A 17,108-nucleotide genomic window follows, 5' to 3' on the forward strand; every position below is an offset into this window, starting at 1 on the left:
TGCTCCGCGACGGCACCTTCTACGAGTCACGGGTCCCCGAAGCAGCTGTCGCATGACCAGCCCAGGCTTGACGAAGGACATAGAGGCACCCCCCCCGAGGCTCGTGACAAGCTCGGCGGTGGCTCGACCACCCTCGACGTGGCGGCTCATCCTCATCGCCCCGATCGCCGACTTGCCACTGGTCCGGAAGTTCACGAAAGCGCTCGGTGTCGACTGGAGCACAGCCCAGGTGCGCTACGGCGACAGAGAGTTCGTGAGCTGAAGCACTCGCGCGCCGTCGGATGGCGCGATGCCGGGGGCCGGGGGGCCGGCCCAGTCGGCCCTCGGCTTCTGCGACACGCTGCAGAAGTTGAGCCAGAACCCGAGTCTCGACGGCACCGACCTCCGGGGCTGACGTTGTCGCTGCGGCCTGCTGGCCGAGCTCATGGCCGCCGGGCGTGCGGTTGACGCCGAGCCGGTGCAGGCCGAGATGGACGCCCAGTACCGGACCTGGTCGCACTGCGGACCGTGAGCGCCGACGAGTACCGGGTCCTGGGACGCTCCTGCGTGGACAACGAGCCGTGGCGCGCCGAGTACCTCACAGGCTGCCTCACAGCGCCTTCGCGACGGCAGCGCGCCAACCGGCTTCGGCCCGGAGAGCCGTTTGGTGCCGATGGCGGTCACATGGCCGCCGCCGCATCAGCGAAATTCAACAACGGGGTGTCGCTGGACGGCAGTCACTGATGCGGACCTCTTGCCGTATACCCTCCACTCCCCCGCATTCATTCTTACGGGTGAATTCTGGCGGTAAGGCACCTTGCCTGTGCTCTGCTTGGAGTGGGCCACGCTGCCGTGGCCCACTCCGCTTCCGTCACGGATGGGGGCTTCGCTGTCATGCGGGTGTTCATCGCGGGGATCGACGGGTATCTCGGCTGGCCGCTGGCGCAGCACCTCGCCGCGCGGGGGCACGAGACGGCCGGTGCGGACGCTTTGCTGCGACGCGCGTGGATCTCGGAGATGGGGTCGGTGAGCGCCGTGCCCATCGCGGCGACCGGCGAGCGGATCGATGCCTATCGCGAGCACTTCGGCGCAGCTCTGCCCTTCGCCGAGGTGAATCTGCGTGACCACGACGCGCTGTGCCGCGCACTGTCCGCCTTCGCACCGGACGCCGTGGTGCATCTCGCTGAGTGCCCCTCCGCGCCGTACTCGATGATGGACTACCGGCACGCGGAGTTCGTGCAGAGCAACAATGTCTCGGGCACCCTGAGTCTGCTGTTCGCGATGCGTGACCACTGCCCCGAGGCCCACCTCGTCAAGCTGGGCAGCATGGGCGAGTACGGCACCCCGGACGTGGACATCCCGGAAGGCTTCTTCGAAGTGGAGTTCCGCGGTCGGCGGGACCGGTTGCCGTTCCCCCGGCAGGCGGGCTCCTGGTACCACTGGAGCAAGGTCTTCGATTCGGAGAACGTGGCGTTCGCCTGCCGGATCTGGGGACTGCGCGCCACCGATGTGATGCAGGGCGTCGTCTACGGCAGCTGGTGCCCGGACGGTGATCCCCGGCTCAACAGCCGGCTCGACTTCGACGAGGTGTTCGGCACCGCGGTGCACCGCTTCTGCTGTCAGGCGGTCATCGGCCGGTCCATCACCCCGTACGGCTCCGGGGCTCAGCGTCGGGGGGTGCTGTCGCTGGCCGACGCCCTGCAGTGCCTCACGCTGGCTCTGGAGAACCCTCCGGGCGGTGGTGAGTACCGCGTCTTCAACCAGTTGCGCGACGTCCGCTCCCTGGCGGAGCTGGCCGAGCTCGTCCGGTCGGCCGCGTGCTCGCTGGGCATCGAGGCGCGCGTGGTGCCCGTGGCCAACCCGCGGGCCGAGGCCGAGGGCCACCACTACCGTCCGGACAGCAACGAACTGCCCAAGCTGGGATTCCGCCCCTCCGCTCCTATGGGCGAGGAACTGCGCCGTCTCATCCGGGATCTGCTGCCGCACGCCGGCCGGATCGCGGCGCACGCCGACCGCCTGCCTCCAACCGTCCGCTGGCAACCCGGACCGCCGACACACCCACCACACCCGACAGGGAAAGGGAGTCACCATGACCAGGACACTGCAGCAGGTCCTGCAGACGGCGGCCGAGGACCCGGCCGTCCTGCGCGAACTGCGTGACGACGCGCCCGCGCTGGCCGACCGCCTCGACCTGACCGGCGAGGCACGCGAGCGGCTCGTGCGCGCCGATCAGCTCTTGCCGCGCGCTCGCGGCGAGTTCTACACCATCACCCTCCACACGATCACCATCTCCGGCGGCCACAGCCGGTGATCCCAGAGGCCGCCGGCACGGCGGGCGACGGCTCCGCCGTGCCCGAGATCAGCGTCGTCGTCCCGGCACGTGACGAGGGCGAGAGGGTCGCGGCGACCATCGCCTCGGCCCTGGCCGCCGCAGCCGCGCCGGACCGCGTCGAGGCGGTCGTCGTCGACGACTGCTCCGCCCCGGGCCGACGGCCTCGTATCACCGACGTCGCGGACCGGCGCCGTTCCCGCGTCATCCGCTCCGACCACCATCTCGGCGTCGGCGCGGCCCGCAATCTCGCCGCCCGGCACGCCCGGGGCCGACTGCTGTTCATCACCGACGCGCATACCCGCTTCTCCGACGGCTGGGACCACGAGGCCGCACGGCTCGTGTCCGGCGACCGGATCATCTCCGTCGCCGTCCGGGACCAGACATCCGACTGGCGCGGCCATGGCTGCCGCCTTGTCGTCCCTTACATGGGCACACGGTGGAACACCGCGGCGCCGACCGGACCGGAACCTCATGTGCAGATCGCCTCCAGCGCCGGGACAGTCGTGGACAGCGCGCTGTTCGCCCGGCTCGGCGGCTACGACGAGGGCATGGTGCACTACGGCGGCTTCGAACCCGAGTTCAGCGTCCGGGCTTGGCGGTCCGGCGCCCACATCGTGCACACCACCGCCATCGAGATCGCCCACCGCTTCAAACCGCCCGACGAGTGCACCACGTTCCTCGGCGCGGCCCGCACCGCGATGGTCCACAACTGCCTGCGCTTCGGCACCCTCCACCTGCCCGAGTCCATGATCCTGGAGATGGTGCGCCTGCACGCCCTGGAGTACCCGGACCACATCCAGCGGGCGCTGGCCATGCTCCAGCAGCGCGGCGCGTGGCAGCGCCGCGCGCAGTTGGAGGCGTCCTTGCCGTACGGCTTCGCCTCGTTCGTGGAACGCTTCGCCCTGCTCGACCAGATCGGACGACCGGTGCCACAGCAGTAACCGGCCGTGGCAGGGACCCGCATGATCACAGCCTTCCTCGGTTCGCACGTAGCGCGGTGAGCGTCCCGAGGGCGGCGATGGCCGCGAAGCCAGGCAGGAGGCAGTGCGCGGAAGTAACCGTTGAAGGGCGACCACCAGCATTATCCGCCGAGGCCACCCCCCAGCTCCCCCTCGACGGCGGCGGCCGCCACCACCAGGTCCTGCCACGCCATGCCCGTGCCCTTGAACAGCCTCGGCCGCCGGGGCGCGACGTCCACCGCTCCGCGTACGAGTTCGGACAGGTTGCCCGCGATCACTCCGGTGTCGACCTCGCTCGAGCGCAAGGGGATCAGGAGGTCGCCCGCCTCGCGCAGCGCCGCGGTGCGCGCCTCGACGATGACGGTGGCGTGGGCGACGAGGGCGCTGTCCACCTCGCGGGCCGTCGGTTCGTGCGACCCCATCGCCACGACGACCGCGTGGTCCGCGACCGCCGAGGCGGGGAACAGCGGTGTACGCGCCGTCGTACAGCAGGCGATCACGTCGGCGGTCGCCACGGCCTGCGGTGGGACGGCCTCCGCGGGCAGGCCCGCCGTCCGGCAGCGCTCGAGCAGTTCGGCTGTCCGCTCCGGGCGGCGCGCGACGACGCCGACCGAGGAGATGGGGCGTACGGCTCTGATCGCCTCCACGTGGCCCCATGCCTGTGGTCCGGCTCCGAAGACGACGAGCCGTTCGGCGTCGGCGGCCGCCAGGTGGTCCACGGCCACGGCGGAGACGGCGGGTGTCCGCAGCAGGGTCAGGGCGGAGCCGTCGATCAGGGCTGTCGGGCAGAGCGTGGCGGCGTCCATGAGGAGGTAGGAGGCGACGATGCGCGGCAGGCCGCGGGCGGGGTTGTCGGGCGCGACCGCGGCGATCTTCACTCCGACGTACGAGGTCGACGTGGCGGGCATCAGCAGGAGTTGGCCCGCCTGGGTGTCGAGCACGGTGCGCGGGACGTCCGCTTCGGGGTCCAGTCCGGCGCGCAGGGCCCGCTCCAGTGCCTCGATCGCCCGTGGCATGGGCAGGCGGCGAGCCAGTTCGTCGGCGTCGATCAGGGGCAGTTTGGTGGGGTTCACGCGCTCAGTTCCTTCAGTGCGTACGAGGTCTTCTCCAGCGCCGCCGCCAGGTGGGTCGGTTCCTGCCCGTAGGTGAACCGCAGGTGGTGCTCGGTTCCGAAGTGGGCCCCGGGGCTGACCAGCACTTTGCCGTGGGCCAACAGGGCGTCGGCGACCTCGGTGCTGGGCAGGTCCAGGTGGTAGCGGACGAAGGCCAGGGAGGTGGCCTGGGGTGGCACGACCGAGAGCAGGTGATCGTGGGAGTCGATCCACTGCCGCATGTGGGTCCAGCTTTCGCGCAGGAAGCCGCGGTAGCGGTTCAGCAGGCGGGCGCAGGTGGGCGGCGCGAGCGCCAGTTCCGCCAGTGTCATCGCCGTCCCGGCGGCGGAGATGGTGGTGTATTCGTGCCGTTGGCGGAGCTGTGGGAGGAGTGCGGGTGGTGCGATCAGCCAGCCGAGGCGCAACCCTTGCATGCCGAACGCCTTGGAGAGGCTGCCGACGCACACGACGCGGTCGTAGTGGCCCCAGAAGGTGGGGCTGAGTTCGTCGGTGTGGAGTTCGGTGCCGCGGTGGACCTCGTCGGTGAGGATCCAGGCGCCGGCCCGGTCGGCGACGGAGACGATCGCCCGTATCTCTTCTTCGGTCAGGACGGTGCCCGCCGGGTTGTTGGGGGTCGTCACCACGATGGCCCGGGTGCCGGGGCGGACCGCGCGGGCCAGGGCGTCGATGTCGGGCCGCCAGCCGCGCTCGGGGTCCAGGGGGACCTCTTCGACGTCGGCGCCCAGGTTCCGGGCCGCGCCCCAGACCTGGCGGTAGCCGGGTGACATCGCCACCAGGTGGTCACCGGGGCGGACGAGGGTGTCGACGGTGATCGTGTTGGCCTCGGCCGCCCCGACGGTGACGATGACCTGTGGTGCGTGGTCGGTGCTCCCGGTGTGCCAGTGGGCGATCCGCGCGCGCAGCTGGTCCGTGCCGCAGGTCGGCGGGTAGCTCAGTTCGCTGTCGAGGAGTCGGCGGAGCGTCTGTTCGTCGTCGATCAGATCGCGCAGCCGGATCGGCCGGCAGCCGCTGTCGGCCAGGCTGTACGCGGCGGTGGCTTCCCGCCCCTGCCGCCATTCGAGCAGTTCCAGCGGGCTGAAGGTCATGGATCTCCCCAGGTATTCGGCGGAATGGAAGCGGGGCGGGCGGGCTCTACGCGGCGCTGTCCACCTTGGCGGGATCGCGTTCGACGACCGGGCCGAGGATGGTGTCGATGCGCCGCATCACCGCCGGGTCGATGGGGACGCCCGCCGCCTTCGCGCTGTCGCGGACCTGTTCCGGCCGGGAGGCGCCCACGATGGCGGCGGCGACGTTCGGGTTCTGGAGCGTCCAGGCGACGGCGAGCTGGGCCGGGGTCAGGCTCAACTCCCCTGCGATGGGGATGAGTTGCTGTACGCGCTCCAGCACCTCGTCGCGCAGGAAGGCTTTCACCCACTGGGCGCCCGCCTTGTCCGTGGCGCGCGATCCCGCGGGCGGTGGCCGTCCGGGCAGGTATTTGCCGGTGAGCACGCCTTGGGCGAGGGGCGACCAGACGATCTGGCTGAGCCCTTCCCGTTCGCACAGGGGCACGACCTCCGGTTCGATGACGCGCCAGAGCATGGAGTACTGGGGCTGGTTGGAGACGATGCGTTCCAGGCCCAGTTCGCCGGCGAGCTTGATGGCCCGGGCGATCTGGTCGGCGGTCCACTCCGAGACGCCGAGGTAGAGGACCTTGCCCTGCCGTACGAGGTCGTCGAAGGTCCTGAGCGTCTCCTCCAGCGGGGTGTGCTCGTCGAAGCGGTGTGCCTGGTAGAGGTCGATGTAGTCGGTCCCGAGCCTGGTCAGGGAGCCGTTGACGGCCTCGGTGAGGTGTTTGCGGGAGAGACCGCCGTCGTTCGGTCCGGGGCCGGTCGGGTAGAACACCTTGGTCGAGATCACCAGGGATTCGCGGCGCAGGCCCTTGAGCGCCTTGCCGAGCACGGCCTCGGCTGCGGTGCCCGCGTACATGTCGGCCGTGTCGAAGGTGGTGATGCCGGCGTCCAGTGCCGCGTGCACGCACTCCGCGGCCCGGTCGTCGTCGATCTGGGCGCCGTGTGTGACCCAGTTGCCGTAGGCGATCTCACTGACCTGGAGCCCGCTGCGGCCCAGTCGTCGGAACTTCATCCGCCGTCCTCACTCCTGTCGTCCTCGTTCCGGGCAAGGGAGGTGATCCGTACGCGGTTGTCGTGGAAGACGGCTCCGCCGCCCATGTCCGCGTCGCGTTCGTCGATGGTCGCGTTGGGGCCGGAGCCGCCGGTGAACTTGAGCCAGTGGCCCTTCGTCGTCATGGCGACCCCCGGGCGCACCACGTCGTCGATCCTGGCCAGGGCTTCGAAGGCGCCTCGTCGGTTGCCGACCCGGACGCGGTCGCCGGCTGAGATGCCGTTCATCGCGGCGTCCTTCGGGTGGAGTACGACGTACGGTGGGCCGGCCCGGCGGCGCAGTTCGGGTTTGTTCGCGAAGACGGTGTTCAGGAAGAAGTGGTTCGCGACGGAGAGGAGGACGAGGGGGTAGGACCGGGCCAGATCGGCGTCGTCGGTCTCCTTCGCCGGGACGTGTCCGGCCACGGGGTCGTGGCCGTCCGCCCGGGCGGTCTCCGAGACGAACTCCAGCTTCCCCGAGGGCGTGGGGAATCCGTTCGCGAAGGGCACGAATTGGTCCGGGTAGGCGAGCCGGGCCCATCCCTTGGTGCGCAGGGTGTCGACGGTGATGCCGGTCAGGGACGGGTGCGGGGAGTCGAGGAGTTCGCTCGCCAGCTCTTCGTCTTCGGCGTAGAGGGCGGGTTCCGTCAGGTCCATGGCGCGGGCCAGGCGTCGGAAGGTCTCGGTGGTGGGCAGGCACTCCCCCGGCGGGGCGACGGCCGGTTCGTTCCAGGCGATGTACAGGTGGCTGTAGCCGTCGTGCACGTCCAGGTGCTCGGTCTGCATGGTGGCGGGCAGGAGGATGTCGGCGTAGTCGGCGGTGTCGGTCTGGAAGTGGTCCATGACCACGGTGAAGAGGTCTTCGCGGGCGAGGCCGCGGCGGATCCGGTTCTGGTCGGGGGAGCTGGTCAGCGGGTTGGCGCCGTAGACGATCAGTGCTTCGACGGGCGGATCGTCCACCTCCAGCAGTCCTTCGGCCAGTCGTGTCATGGACAGGGTGCGCACGGGGTGGCGCAGCAGGTCGTCCCGGAAGAGGGCTTCGCGGTTCGCGCCGAAGTAGCCGTCGGTCGAGTAGAGGAGCCCGCCGCCGTACCGCTGCCAGTCCCCGGTGACGGCGGGCAGGCAGGCGAGGGTCCGCAGGGTGGTGCCGCCGCCGGCGTGGCGCTGGATGCCCTGCGACACGCGTATGGCGGTGGGCCCGCTGTGGGCGATGCGCCGGCCGAGCCGGACGATCTCCTCCTCGGTCAAGCCCGTGTCCCGCGCGGTGCGTTCGGGGTCGAAGTCCAGCACCCGCTGCCGGAACTCCTCCCATCCCACGGTGTGGGCGGCCAGGTATTCCCGGTCTTCGGCGCCCTCTCGCAGGACGACGTGCATGAGGCCGAGGGCGAGCGCGGCGTCCGAGCCCGGGAGGGGCGCGATGTGTTCGTCGGCCTGGGCGGCCGAGCGGCTGCGGACCGGGTCGACGACGACGATGTGCGCGCCGTTCTTGCGGGCGTGTTGGACCACCTTCCACAGGTGGTGGTGGCTCGTGAGGGGGTTGCTTCCCCACAGCAGGACCAGCCGGGCGTGCTCCAGGCTCTCCGGGTCGATCCCCGTGCTGACGCCGAGGGTGTAGCGGAGGCCGACGAGACCGGCGATGGAGCAGATCGTCATGTCGTGACGCGAGGCGCCCAGGACGTTCCACAGCCGGCTGCCGGCCCGCCCTTGGAGACCCTGGAGGAAGCCCAGGGTGCCGGTGCCCTGGTAGGGCCAGATCGCTTCGCCACCGTGGCGTTCGATCGTCTGCTTCAGCCTTCGGGCGATCTCGTCGAGGGCGCTGTCCCAGCTGATGCGCTCGAACCGGCCCTCCCCTTTGCGGCCGACGCGCCGCAGGGGGTGGAGCAGCCGGCCGGGGGCGCGGGTGTGCTCCAGGAACTGGTTGACCTTCACGCACAGGGTGCCCCGGGTGTAGGGGTGCTCCGGGGTGCCGCGCAGCGCGACGGCTTCGCCGTCCCGGACCGTCACCTGCCAGCTGCAGCCGTCGGGGCAGTCCAGCGGGCATGCCCCGGGGACCTGTGCGGTGTTCATGTGCCCCTCCTTCCCGATGGCTTGAGCACCGTGCCCCGCTGGGCCAGTTCTTCGAGCAGTGACCGCGACAGCACTCCTGTCATCACCTCCTGCGCGGTGCCGGTCGAGCTGATCCGGCCGTCCGGCGCCACGCTCACGTCGGTCTCGCCACCGGGCATGCGGACCGTCACGTCGGGGCCGGTGAGGCCGTGTGCGTGTGCCGCGGCCGCCGCGGCGCACGCTCCGCCGCCCGACGCGGGTACGGAGCCGGCGGCCCGCTCCCAGACGGCGATGTCCAGCGTGCGGTCGTCGTGGACGCGTACGAACTCCACGTTGGTGCCCTGGGGGTGGCGGGGGTGCCAGGCCAGGGCGGGCCCCAGGCGCCGCACCAGCTCACCGTCGATCGCCTCGCTGAAGACGACGGTGTGGGGAACGCCGAGGTGCAGGTCGGTGACGGTGACCCCGTCACCGGGTCCGGCGCCTGCCAGGGGGACGACGGTGCTCGCGGGGCCACCGTCGCCCGTGCCCTGGCCGGTGAAGCGCGCCCGGCCCATGTCCACGCATACCCGGCCTCCGGTGATGTCCGTGATCCGGACCTCCGCGTCACCGCCGGGCATGCGCAGGGTGAACGGCGTCCCCGTACGCCACTCCTCGACGTAGCGTGCGGCGAGGTGCAGCGCGAACATGCGCAGCCCGTTGCCGCTCATCCCGCACTCGCTGCCGTCCGCGTTGAAGATGCGCAGCGGTGTGGCGGTGCCGGGCCGGGGCTCCTCCAGCGGGCCGAGGAGCAGTCCGTCGGCGCCGACTCCGTGGTGCCGGTCGCAGAGCAGCCGGACGGCCTCGGGGGTGGGCTCCGTGCCCAGGGCCGTACTGCCGCCTCTGGGGTCGACGAGCAGGTAGTCGTTGCCGAGCGCCTGGTACTTCACAAAGTCGCCCATGAACCGGCCGCCTTAGCAGGTCAGTTCGCCGTGCCGTCGGTGAGGGCCGCCTCTTCGTACTCCTCGCCGTACCACCTGTTCGCCCAGGTGGAGTAGGCGACGATCACGATGTCCCGGTGACCGGGGCCACCGTCGGCGGAAGTGACGTCGGTGGCTTCGTGCTTGACCGCGGCGTCGTCGAGCAGAACGGCCTGGCCTGCCTCCAATGTGCCTGTCCAGAACGGTGCGTCGGCGTCGGGCATCCACAGGCGGGTCTCGCCTCCGGCGACGTTGTGCCGCCGCAGCACGGCGATCATGATGTATTCGTGCCCGTCGCTGTGCACGCCTTCCGGGGTGATCGGCGCGCGGCGCTCGGCGCTGGCGGTGCTGCGGTTCTGATGGATGTTGATCTGCCAGTCGTGGCTGCGGTCCAGATCGAGCGCTTCCGCGCCGACGGTGACCAGGGGGGTGAAGTCGACGGTGACCGGCTCGTAGGGGCGGCGGATGCCGCCGGCCACGTTGTTGTACTTGGTGTAGGTGATGTAGTCGCGGTGCGGCAGCTTCTCGTAGATCCAGCCCCCGTCGGGTCCGGGCTTCGGCGAGAGCCGGTATTGAGTGAACCGCTTGTGGCGCGTGCCGTTGCCCATGAACGGGTCGACCGGGAGGTTGTCGTAGCTGTCCAGCGTCTCCGGTGTGGACGGGGGGAGGTCGATGATCGAGAAGCCTTGGGGGCCGACTGTCATGGTGCTGAATCCTTTCTGTCAGAGGTGTCGTCGGGCTCAGGCGTGTCGGTGGGCGGCGAGATCGGGCATGCGTTCGTCGAGGTAGCGGGCGGAGGAGTTGAGCCGCCAGAGCGCTCCTCGGGCGATCGCCCGGCGCATGCGCTCGGAGGTGGCGGCGGGGACGACCACGTTGTGGAACCATCCGGCCGCGTGCCGGGAGTCGATGGTGATGTGCAGCTTGTGGTAGACGATGCCGGGGTCGGGCAGCCCGAGCCGTTCCCAGGCGTGCACGACGTGGACGAAGCGTTCGGGCGCCAGCCATTCGGTCATCCCGAGGAATCCGACGGCTTCCGGATACAGCCGCCGGTACCGGCACAGGAGCACGGCGAGATTTCCCGAGAGCAAGGCGTTGGCTGTGAGCGACCGTTCCAGTTCTTGAGCAGGGATATCGAAGACCCGGAAGATCTGATTGAAGAGATGGGTGTGCACCTGCGAAGGGTCGCCGTTTCCCATCTCGTCCCAGAAGTTCTCGGCTATCTCCATCTTCGCTTCGCCGCTGGTGCCGACCTGCATCATGGCGAGAAGATCGTCGAATCGACCGTCGACAACCGATTCCTGGATCACGTAGTTCCGCAGGTCGTCCGCCGTGGCCCGATCGCGGATGAATGCCCGGTAGTACGGGTGCTTGTACACGCGGTGTTCACGCGCGGCCTTCTTGAGCCAGGACAGGTACGCGGACGGCTCGGCCGGTGCCGCGTCGAGCGTGCCCGGCTCCAGCATGGCGTCCTCGGCGGCCATGGTGGCCTGTTCCAGCAGGCGCAGCATCTCGTGGACGAACGCGGAGCCTTCGGCGGTGGGTCCGTCGGGGAGCTGGGTGCAGAGCCCGTAGATGCGGGAGAGCAGCAGCTGCTGGCCGTAGAACGCCGCCGTGTCACCGACTGCCGAACGTGCGTTGAGGTCGCTGACGGCCGCTCGCAGGGCCGCCCGTTGAGCGGTGGTCACCGATGCGTCGAGATCTTCCGCGGGACATTTCAGCAGCGAGGAGACTTCCTCCACCACCGGATAGGCGTCCACCGCTGACTTCTGATCGATTAAGTGGGCTTCTGTGTTCACATTGCCTCCTGCCATATGTCGGCTACCCATGCCGATGGCATGGCCATCTGTTGAACGCTAATACCCTGCCACCTCAAGAGCCGTATCGCATCAGCTGGTTGGCGTGAAGGAGAGGCTTGACACATCTTGTAAGGAGACACCTTCGCGGTGAAATGACCTGGCGCAATACGCGTCGGCGAACTCGGCCAGAAATCGACGGGCAGTGGGCCTCAGGGACCCACTGCCCACGCGCGTCACCGCGCCCGCGCGCTCACTCCTCGATCCGTGCGGAGGGATGCGGGGCCGGCCTTTCAGGGCTCTGATCCGGGTCAGGGCTCGTTCGGGTGCGTGGCGGCCCGGATCCCTCGCGGGCCGCGAGGAAGAGCACGGCGAGGAGCAGCAGGGCCGTGCCGGCGAGGACGGTCGCGTTCAGCCGCTCGCCGAAGACCAGGATGCCGATGGCCGCCGCGGTGAGCGGATCGACCAGGGCGACCACGGAGGCAGTGGTCGCCCGGACCACCCGGAGTCCGATGAAGAACAGGATGTACGCCAGCGCCGTCGGCACCGCCCCCAGATAAAGGATCAGACCGAGGGCCCACCCCGGACGGTGCATGTCGGGCACCAGGCCCTCCCACAGGGCCAGCGGCAGGAGGCAGACCGCGCCCACGGTCAGGCCGGGCACCGTGGACTCGAAAACACCACCGGCGTTGTTCCGCCCGGAGAAACGGCCCAGCAGGGTCACCCCCGCGTAGCCGACCGCGGAGAGCAGCGCGTATCCGATGCCCAGGAGAGGATCGGGTCCGGTGCTCCCGTCGGCTCCCCCCATCAGCAGCACCAGGCCGGCGACGCCGCTCGCCACCGCGACGGTTCCGGCGACGCCGGTGCGCTCACCCAGGGTCAGCCGGGCACCGACGGCGACCAGCACCGGGCCCGACCCGAGGGTCACCACCGTGCCCACGGCCAGTCCGGCCTGCTGCACGGCGGCGAAGTAGGCGGTCTGGGCCACCACCATCCCGATGCCCGTGATCAGGGCCCGCCGGGGATTCGCCGCGTGCATGGCGCGCAGCAAGAGCACCGCCTCGGGCCGCCGGGCCCGCCGGACGGAGTGGGCCACCAGGAGCAGCACAAGTCCGGTCAGGAACCGCCAGAAGGAAACGGCGACGGGGCCGATACCGCCGACGTCGTACATCTCGGTGGCCACGGCACCGCCGGTGCCCCAGGCCGTGGCCGCGATCGCGACATAGAGGACACCCCGCCACACGGGCAGGGCGGAAGAGGACTGCAAAGGAGGTCTCCTCGATCGATTGCCGGCACGAAGTCTTCGTGGGCAACCCACGCGACCATCCCGGCGTCCGGGATGGTGCTACGTGACTGCCCGCCTCAGGCGACGGGCGGCGGAGACGTCATCAGCAGATGCATGCGGGCACCCTACCCGGCGAGGAGATAAAGACACCCCGGGATGCGCCGCATCCGGCCCGGACGCGATCGGCCGTACCGACAGCGCCTTCGGCTGGGAGCGCGGCGTTGGCGGAGCCGCGCGCACCGGTCTCACGGCGCCTGCCGTGATGTGGTGGCACGAGGCCGGCCGCACAACGGCCCGAGGAGATCCACCAGGGGATTCCGGATATTCCGGATCAGCAAGACGTCGCACTCCGCCGCCGGTCACCGGCCGGCAGATCCGGCGAGCGGCTGTGCGCGCGGCCGGCGCATGGACACAACTACGCCGTTGAGCCGACGCCTTCGGCGGACGACGACGGTCTTGAGAAAGTCGGATTCATCCGCGATTGCGGTGAACTGACCAACTTCCGGAAATGGCTCGACAACGACGTCGACCACCGGCATCCGGGCTTGCCCCAGGACCCCTTGGGCGAGCCACCCTTATGCGGCCCCTGTACCCCCGAAGCCGCCACGAAGTGACAGGTCGATGCCGGCCTCGGCCACCGCGGCGACGGCGGCGCAAGTTCCTCGACCCGATGAACGACGGAGCGGTCCTGCCGATCCCGCACCTGAACGGCTACAAGATCGCCAACCCGGCTGTCCTCGCCCGGCTGCCCGGATACGAACTCGACGACTTCATCCGCGGCCTGGGCCACGACCCGACTGGTACCCCCTGTTCCCCAACCCTGTCGTCGCCGGGTCACCGCTGGACCGGCTGATCAACACCAGCCACCAGGTCATCATGAACGGACCCGGCTACCGCACGCCGAGATCGGCTTCGGCTTCGATCACCTCGGCCTCGGTCAGTGAAGGCGGCACAGCGGGACGGTTCATGGAACCCGAGACCAGACGACGGCCTTCACGCCCCCGCTGACTGCATCTGCGTCTCAAGCGCCGAGGAAGCTTGAGGCACATTCGTGCGATCAACAGTCCTTCTGCTGGCTCACCCCGCACAGTCAACTGCTGGAGCGGTGCCCAGCGGGTGGGGAATCACGCCGGCACCACGCTGCTTGGTGGAGCTCGGCCAAGCGCAGGCCGGGTTCGTGGTCGAGCAAGGCGGCTGACGCGCCGGGCCGGGCGGCCAGGCCGGTGAGCCGCCCGGCGAGGATGTCGGCGAGGACCAGGGTGTCGGCGGTCAGCGGACCGGGGACGGCGCGATGCCCGGTGAGCACGCCCAGCGAGACGATCCCGATACGCGGCGGGACGGCGATGACGGCGTGCGCCCCCAGGCCCAGGACGGCAGGAGGCAGGTCTGGCCAGCGCGAAGGTGCGACGGCGGTGAGGCCGGGGACCAGCGTCATGGCGGCGTGGTGGGCAGCGTCCAGGCTGGGGCCCCGCCCCTGGGTGAGCCGCACGTCCTCAAGGGCGCCGGTCCGCTCGCCATAAGACCGCAGTGGCTCGGGAGAGGAGTGCCGCCGGGAGCGAGCAGGACCGGGGCCGCGGAGGCCGTGGCCTCACAGTCCGCTCTGTGCAGGGCTGTTGGCCGCATACAGGGAGGACTACGCTGTGCGGTGAGGCCCTGGTCCCCGGCAGCGTTGAGATCCACTCCGCTCCCTGGAGGCGTGTGATGGGCCCAAGCCACTGGAAACCCCCGCAAGACCGCGGCACGGTCCTCGGCGGCCGGGGCGCCAGGCGCGTAGGCCGAGGGAGTGGGTCCAGGGCACCGACCGAGCCGTGGAGGCCATCATGCTGTCCGTCCTTCTCATCCTCTTTGCGGCACTGGTCGGTTTGGGATTCCTCCACCCCCTCCTGTGGGTGGCCGCCGCCGTGCTGATCTTCGGTGTCGTCCGGTACGGCCGCGGCGATACCGGACGCCCGGGCTTGTTTCGATACGACCGGGACTATCAGGAGTACCGGGACCACAGGGATCGCCTGGACCGTTGGGACCGCCGGTACCGTCGGCAGCGGCGTGGCCGTCGGCAACGACAGGACCACCGGGGCCACCGGCAAGACCAAGAGCTCAGGTGACCGACGAGCCGGCCCGGCATCCGGGCGCCCGACCCTGGACGGTTCGCGGGAATCCCATTCCCGGGGTTGCCCGACACATCACATCCCGTCAGGCACCGGGGCAGGCAGTACAGATCCGAAATCCCTTACAACCACTGGCCTTTGCTATGCCGTGTTAAGGACAACGCTTCCCCACACATCCCGTCAGCGCCGAGCGGGTACTTCTCCGCCACGACATGATCTCAAGGCTCTGGACGGTGGCCGCCGTACCCCATGACCGGGACTCTCACCTCGTCCCGGGGTCCACTCCGTCCGCTTCACGGGGCCGCTGGGTGTCCGTGTTGTGCGCCAGGCCGTCCGGCTTCGCCGCGCTCCGTCCTCCTGGGGAACGACCAGTACCCGCAGGACTGAACCGAACGGCCGCTGGAATGCTCCGATGTCCTGCCATCCCCAGGACCGGAAGGCGGTACAGGCCGCACGGTCGGCCTGCACCACCAGGGTGGCGCCGAGGGATGCCCGATGGCTAGTGGGCAGCCGTTCCTGAAGGTGGCCGGCGAGACCGCGGTTGCGCTCATGCGGGTGGACCATGATCTCGGTGATCGCGAAGACGTGCCCGGACGCGGTGAGCTGCTCGACATCCTGCGGGAGGGTCCCGGAGAATCCCCGCCACCAGGCGCCGTCGCGCCCCACGGGGAACCCGTGGACGCACCCCACCAGGGCGCCTCGGCCGTTGTCGTGGCTTTCGCGATCACCATGTGGAACCCGGGGCGGCGGACGCCATCGGCAAGGCACCGCAGGAAGCTCTCGCGGCTGCGGTACTCCTCACCAGGCTCCGTGACGGCGGACTCCACGTACAGATCCGCCAGATCCTCTCGCTGGTCCTCGGCCTGCCGGCAGCTCAGCCCGCGCAGGTACACCGCGCCGTCCGCCGACGGCTCGTAGCTCTCCAGCTTCCGCGCCTGCCCGGGCCGGAGCGGGCTGTCACAGCGCGCCGCCCGGGACGACGGGCGCGGCCGGAACGGGCCGGCGCACCGCCTGGTGCCGGGGCGGCCGTTGCGGGGCTGGAGAGCTCCCGGCCGGATCGCCCGGGAGAGCGGGCGGCGCGTCACCGGCCGGGAGGGCAAGGAGGAGGGAGCCGGTACCGGTAAGGGCGAGGAGCCGGGCCAGCACCGGAGACGGGTAGTGCAGCCGCAGGGACCCGCCCGCCTCAGCGGTGCGGTGCGCGGCGTGGAGAAAAGCGTTGAGGCCGGTGCAGTCGCAGAAGGTGACGGGGGTGAGGTCGACGTCGATGGTGCGGATGCCCTCCCACAGGCACCGCTTCAGCGTTTCGCTGACCAGGGGCGCCGAAGCAAGGTCGATCTCACCGGCCAGGGTGATCAGCGCCCGGTTCTTCCTGTCGTGCCGGTAGATGTTCAGCATCTGAGGGGTGGGCATGACACCTCGGTTCAGGGGACCGGCCGGGGCAGCGCCAGGTGAGGGTACCGGGCTTGGGCACCTCCTGCTGTGCTCCCGGGTGCTGACGTTCGAGCGATCAGGCGAACAGCCGGTCCAGCAGCCTGTGTTCCAGGGCCAGGGGCCAGCAGGTTCCCTGCGGGGATGCGCCGGGCGCAGGGACGAACCGTCCGCTCCCCACAGGCGCCGTGTGCCAAGAAACAGCCTGCCGTCGCGGGGTCCGGGACGTCCACCCAGCAGCATAGACCCCCGGTCCCGCCCCGGGAGACGGACGGAAGCCGTCTTCTTCTCGCCCCCGGCCGGGCCCACGCCACAGCGACCACCGCCGCCCCGGAGGTCACCGGTGAGGTTCACCTCGGACTCTCCAAAGGTCCAGCTTCAACGCCCCGTTGACCCTGCGCAAACGCCTCTCCAGGTACTCGCCACACACCAAGCCCCGGCTGTCACAGCCACGAGCCGATGAACTGCGACGCGAGGCCGGGCGCCCTGTCCGGCCAGGACGAGCCTGCCGGAGGCGGCTGAATCGTCGCCCGACGCGTCACCGGCCTCGCCCCCCCCGCCGAACTACACGGCCACCCGCATCCCCCAAGGTTCCGCCATCGTCATCCTCGGCACTGAGCGCAACGGCAAAGACCGTCCTGGTCGCCGTCCTCGCGCCCGCCCAGCCAGCGGCCACGACTGCCCTCACGTTTCCCACCCGGCTCACAAGGCTCCCCCTCCTGCCGCGGTGATCCTCGGGCCGGCCGGATCGGAGCCCGCCCCGGCCGGCCAGTCGGTCCAGAACCCGTAGACGTCGCAGCGCGCTACGGCGGCCGACCGGCTCTCGCCGTTCTCGCGGCGGGCCATGATCAGCCGGGGGACGGTGGCCCGGCGTCGGGTCGATGAGGTCGAGGACGGCCCAGTCACAGGAACAGTGCCCCTTCGCGCCGGGGCCGGCGGACAGCTCCCGCCAGGCCCGCTCCGGGAGCCTGTCCG

16 protein-coding genes and 1 pseudogene are annotated in these 17,108 nt (G+C 70.3%); 7 read left to right on the top strand and 10 right to left on the bottom strand.

Features of this window, described 5'->3' with window-relative positions; all coding sequences use genetic code 11:
• The first annotated feature begins 118 nt into the window (after nt 1-118).
• The 5 genes from ACH427_RS30620 to ACH427_RS30640 all read left to right on the top strand — a co-directional run bounded on the left by ACH427_RS30620 (nt 119) and on the right by ACH427_RS30640 (nt 3,252).
• Nucleotides 119-262, top strand: a complete 144-nt coding sequence (locus ACH427_RS30620) for a hypothetical protein (RefSeq protein WP_398874783.1) — start codon at nt 119-121, stop codon at nt 260-262.
• A gap of 245 nt (nt 263-507) precedes the next feature.
• Nucleotides 508-723: a hypothetical protein gene (locus ACH427_RS30625; protein WP_398874785.1), complete on the top strand. Its 216-nt coding sequence runs from the start codon at nt 508-510 to the stop codon at nt 721-723.
• Between the two features lie 150 nt (nt 724-873).
• The gene (locus ACH427_RS30630) at nt 874-2,139 is read left to right on the top strand and encodes an NAD-dependent epimerase/dehydratase family protein (protein WP_398874788.1); all 1,266 of its coding nucleotides are present in this window, start codon (nt 874-876) and stop codon (nt 2,137-2,139) included.
• Nucleotides 2,069-2,290 carry a hypothetical protein gene (locus ACH427_RS30635; RefSeq protein WP_398874790.1) on the top strand — a complete coding sequence of 74 codons (222 nt, stop codon included), beginning with the start codon at nt 2,069-2,071 and terminating at the stop codon, nt 2,288-2,290. The genes ACH427_RS30630 and ACH427_RS30635 overlap by 71 nt, the downstream gene beginning before the upstream one ends.
• Nucleotides 2,287-3,252, top strand: a complete 966-nt coding sequence (locus tag ACH427_RS30640; RefSeq protein WP_398874791.1) for a glycosyltransferase family 2 protein — start codon at nt 2,287-2,289, stop codon at nt 3,250-3,252. Before ACH427_RS30635 ends, ACH427_RS30640 begins: the two co-directional genes overlap by 4 nt.
• Nucleotides 3,253-3,392: 140 nt before the next feature.
• Here ACH427_RS30640 and ACH427_RS30645 read toward each other — a convergent pair whose 3' ends face one another.
• From ACH427_RS30645 to ACH427_RS30680, 8 genes are all read right to left on the bottom strand, one after another.
• Entirely contained in the window at nt 3,393-4,343 is a 951-nt protein-coding gene (locus ACH427_RS30645; RefSeq protein WP_398874793.1) for an ornithine cyclodeaminase family protein, read from the bottom strand.
• The gene (locus tag ACH427_RS30650) at nt 4,340-5,467 is read right to left on the bottom strand and encodes an aminotransferase class I/II-fold pyridoxal phosphate-dependent enzyme (protein ID WP_398874795.1); all 1,128 of its coding nucleotides are present in this window, start codon (nt 5,465-5,467) and stop codon (nt 4,340-4,342) included. Before ACH427_RS30650 ends, ACH427_RS30645 begins: the two co-directional genes overlap by 4 nt.
• 46 nt (nt 5,468-5,513) lie before the next feature.
• Nucleotides 5,514-6,503 carry an aldo/keto reductase family protein gene (locus ACH427_RS30655; RefSeq protein WP_398874797.1) on the bottom strand — a complete coding sequence of 330 codons (990 nt, stop codon included), beginning with the start codon at nt 6,501-6,503 and terminating at the stop codon, nt 5,514-5,516.
• Nucleotides 6,500-8,587 carry a molybdopterin-dependent oxidoreductase gene (locus ACH427_RS30660; protein WP_398874799.1) on the bottom strand — a complete coding sequence of 696 codons (2,088 nt, stop codon included), beginning with the start codon at nt 8,585-8,587 and terminating at the stop codon, nt 6,500-6,502. The genes ACH427_RS30655 and ACH427_RS30660 overlap by 4 nt, the downstream gene beginning before the upstream one ends.
• Complete coding sequence (gene dapF, locus ACH427_RS30665) at nt 8,584-9,504, bottom strand: diaminopimelate epimerase (RefSeq protein WP_398874801.1); 921 nt, start codon at nt 9,502-9,504, stop codon at nt 8,584-8,586. The genes ACH427_RS30660 and dapF overlap by 4 nt, the downstream gene beginning before the upstream one ends.
• Before the next feature lie 20 nt (nt 9,505-9,524).
• Nucleotides 9,525-10,226: a 2OG-Fe dioxygenase family protein gene (locus tag ACH427_RS30670; RefSeq protein WP_398874804.1), complete on the bottom strand. Its 702-nt coding sequence runs from the start codon at nt 10,224-10,226 to the stop codon at nt 9,525-9,527.
• 36 nt (nt 10,227-10,262) lie between these two features.
• Nucleotides 10,263-11,318, bottom strand: coding sequence for an iron-containing redox enzyme family protein (locus ACH427_RS30675; protein WP_398874806.1), 1,056 nt, complete (start codon nt 11,316-11,318; stop codon nt 10,263-10,265).
• Nucleotides 11,319-11,568: 250 nt separating this feature from the next.
• Nucleotides 11,569-12,582 (bottom strand): DMT family transporter, encoded by a 1,014-nt coding sequence (locus ACH427_RS30680; protein WP_398874808.1) that lies wholly within the window; start codon nt 12,580-12,582, stop codon nt 11,569-11,571.
• A 404-nt stretch (nt 12,583-12,986) separates the two neighbouring features.
• Here ACH427_RS30680 and ACH427_RS30685 point away from each other — a divergent pair, with 404 nt between their 5' ends.
• Nucleotides 12,987-13,214 carry a 6-carboxytetrahydropterin synthase gene (locus tag ACH427_RS30685; protein ID WP_398874872.1) on the top strand — a complete coding sequence of 76 codons (228 nt, stop codon included), beginning with the start codon at nt 12,987-12,989 and terminating at the stop codon, nt 13,212-13,214.
• Between the two features lie 41 nt (nt 13,215-13,255).
• Nucleotides 13,256-13,396 (top strand): annotated as a pseudogene (locus ACH427_RS30690) (hypothetical protein); the annotation flags it as partial.
• Nucleotides 13,397-13,690: 294 nt separating this feature from the next.
• On the opposite strand, the gene ACH427_RS30695 reads toward ACH427_RS30690, so the two are convergent.
• Complete coding sequence (locus ACH427_RS30695; protein WP_398874810.1) at nt 13,691-14,089, bottom strand: hypothetical protein; 399 nt, start codon at nt 14,087-14,089, stop codon at nt 13,691-13,693.
• Nucleotides 14,090-15,662: 1,573 nt separating this feature from the next.
• Nucleotides 15,663-16,115: an anti-sigma factor antagonist gene (locus ACH427_RS30700; protein ID WP_398874812.1), complete on the bottom strand. Its 453-nt coding sequence runs from the start codon at nt 16,113-16,115 to the stop codon at nt 15,663-15,665.
• Nucleotides 16,116-17,108: the final 993 nt, after the last annotated feature.

The organism is Streptomyces sp. NPDC020379, from assembly GCF_044387105.1.
In the GTDB taxonomy this organism is placed as follows: Bacteria; Actinomycetota; Actinomycetes; order Streptomycetales; family Streptomycetaceae; genus Streptomyces.

Coding starts and splice junctions, on each gene's coding strand:
- ACH427_RS30630 (WP_398874788.1), top strand. CDS start 874: ATGCGGGTGTTCATCGCGGGGATCGACGGGTATCTCGGCTGGCCGCTG.
- ACH427_RS30635 (WP_398874790.1), top strand. CDS start 2,069: ATGACCAGGACACTGCAGCAGGTCCTGCAGACGGCGGCCGAGGACCCG.
- ACH427_RS30650 (WP_398874795.1), bottom strand. CDS start 5,467: ATGACCTTCAGCCCGCTGGAACTGCTCGAATGGCGGCAGGGGCGGGAA.
- ACH427_RS30655 (WP_398874797.1), bottom strand. CDS start 6,503: ATGAAGTTCCGACGACTGGGCCGCAGCGGGCTCCAGGTCAGTGAGATC.
- ACH427_RS30660 (WP_398874799.1), bottom strand. CDS start 8,587: ATGAACACCGCACAGGTCCCCGGGGCATGCCCGCTGGACTGCCCCGAC.
- dapF (WP_398874801.1), bottom strand. CDS start 9,504: ATGGGCGACTTTGTGAAGTACCAGGCGCTCGGCAACGACTACCTGCTC.
- ACH427_RS30670 (WP_398874804.1), bottom strand. CDS start 10,226: ATGACAGTCGGCCCCCAAGGCTTCTCGATCATCGACCTCCCCCCGTCC.
- ACH427_RS30700 (WP_398874812.1), bottom strand. CDS start 16,115: ATGCCCACCCCTCAGATGCTGAACATCTACCGGCACGACAGGAAGAAC.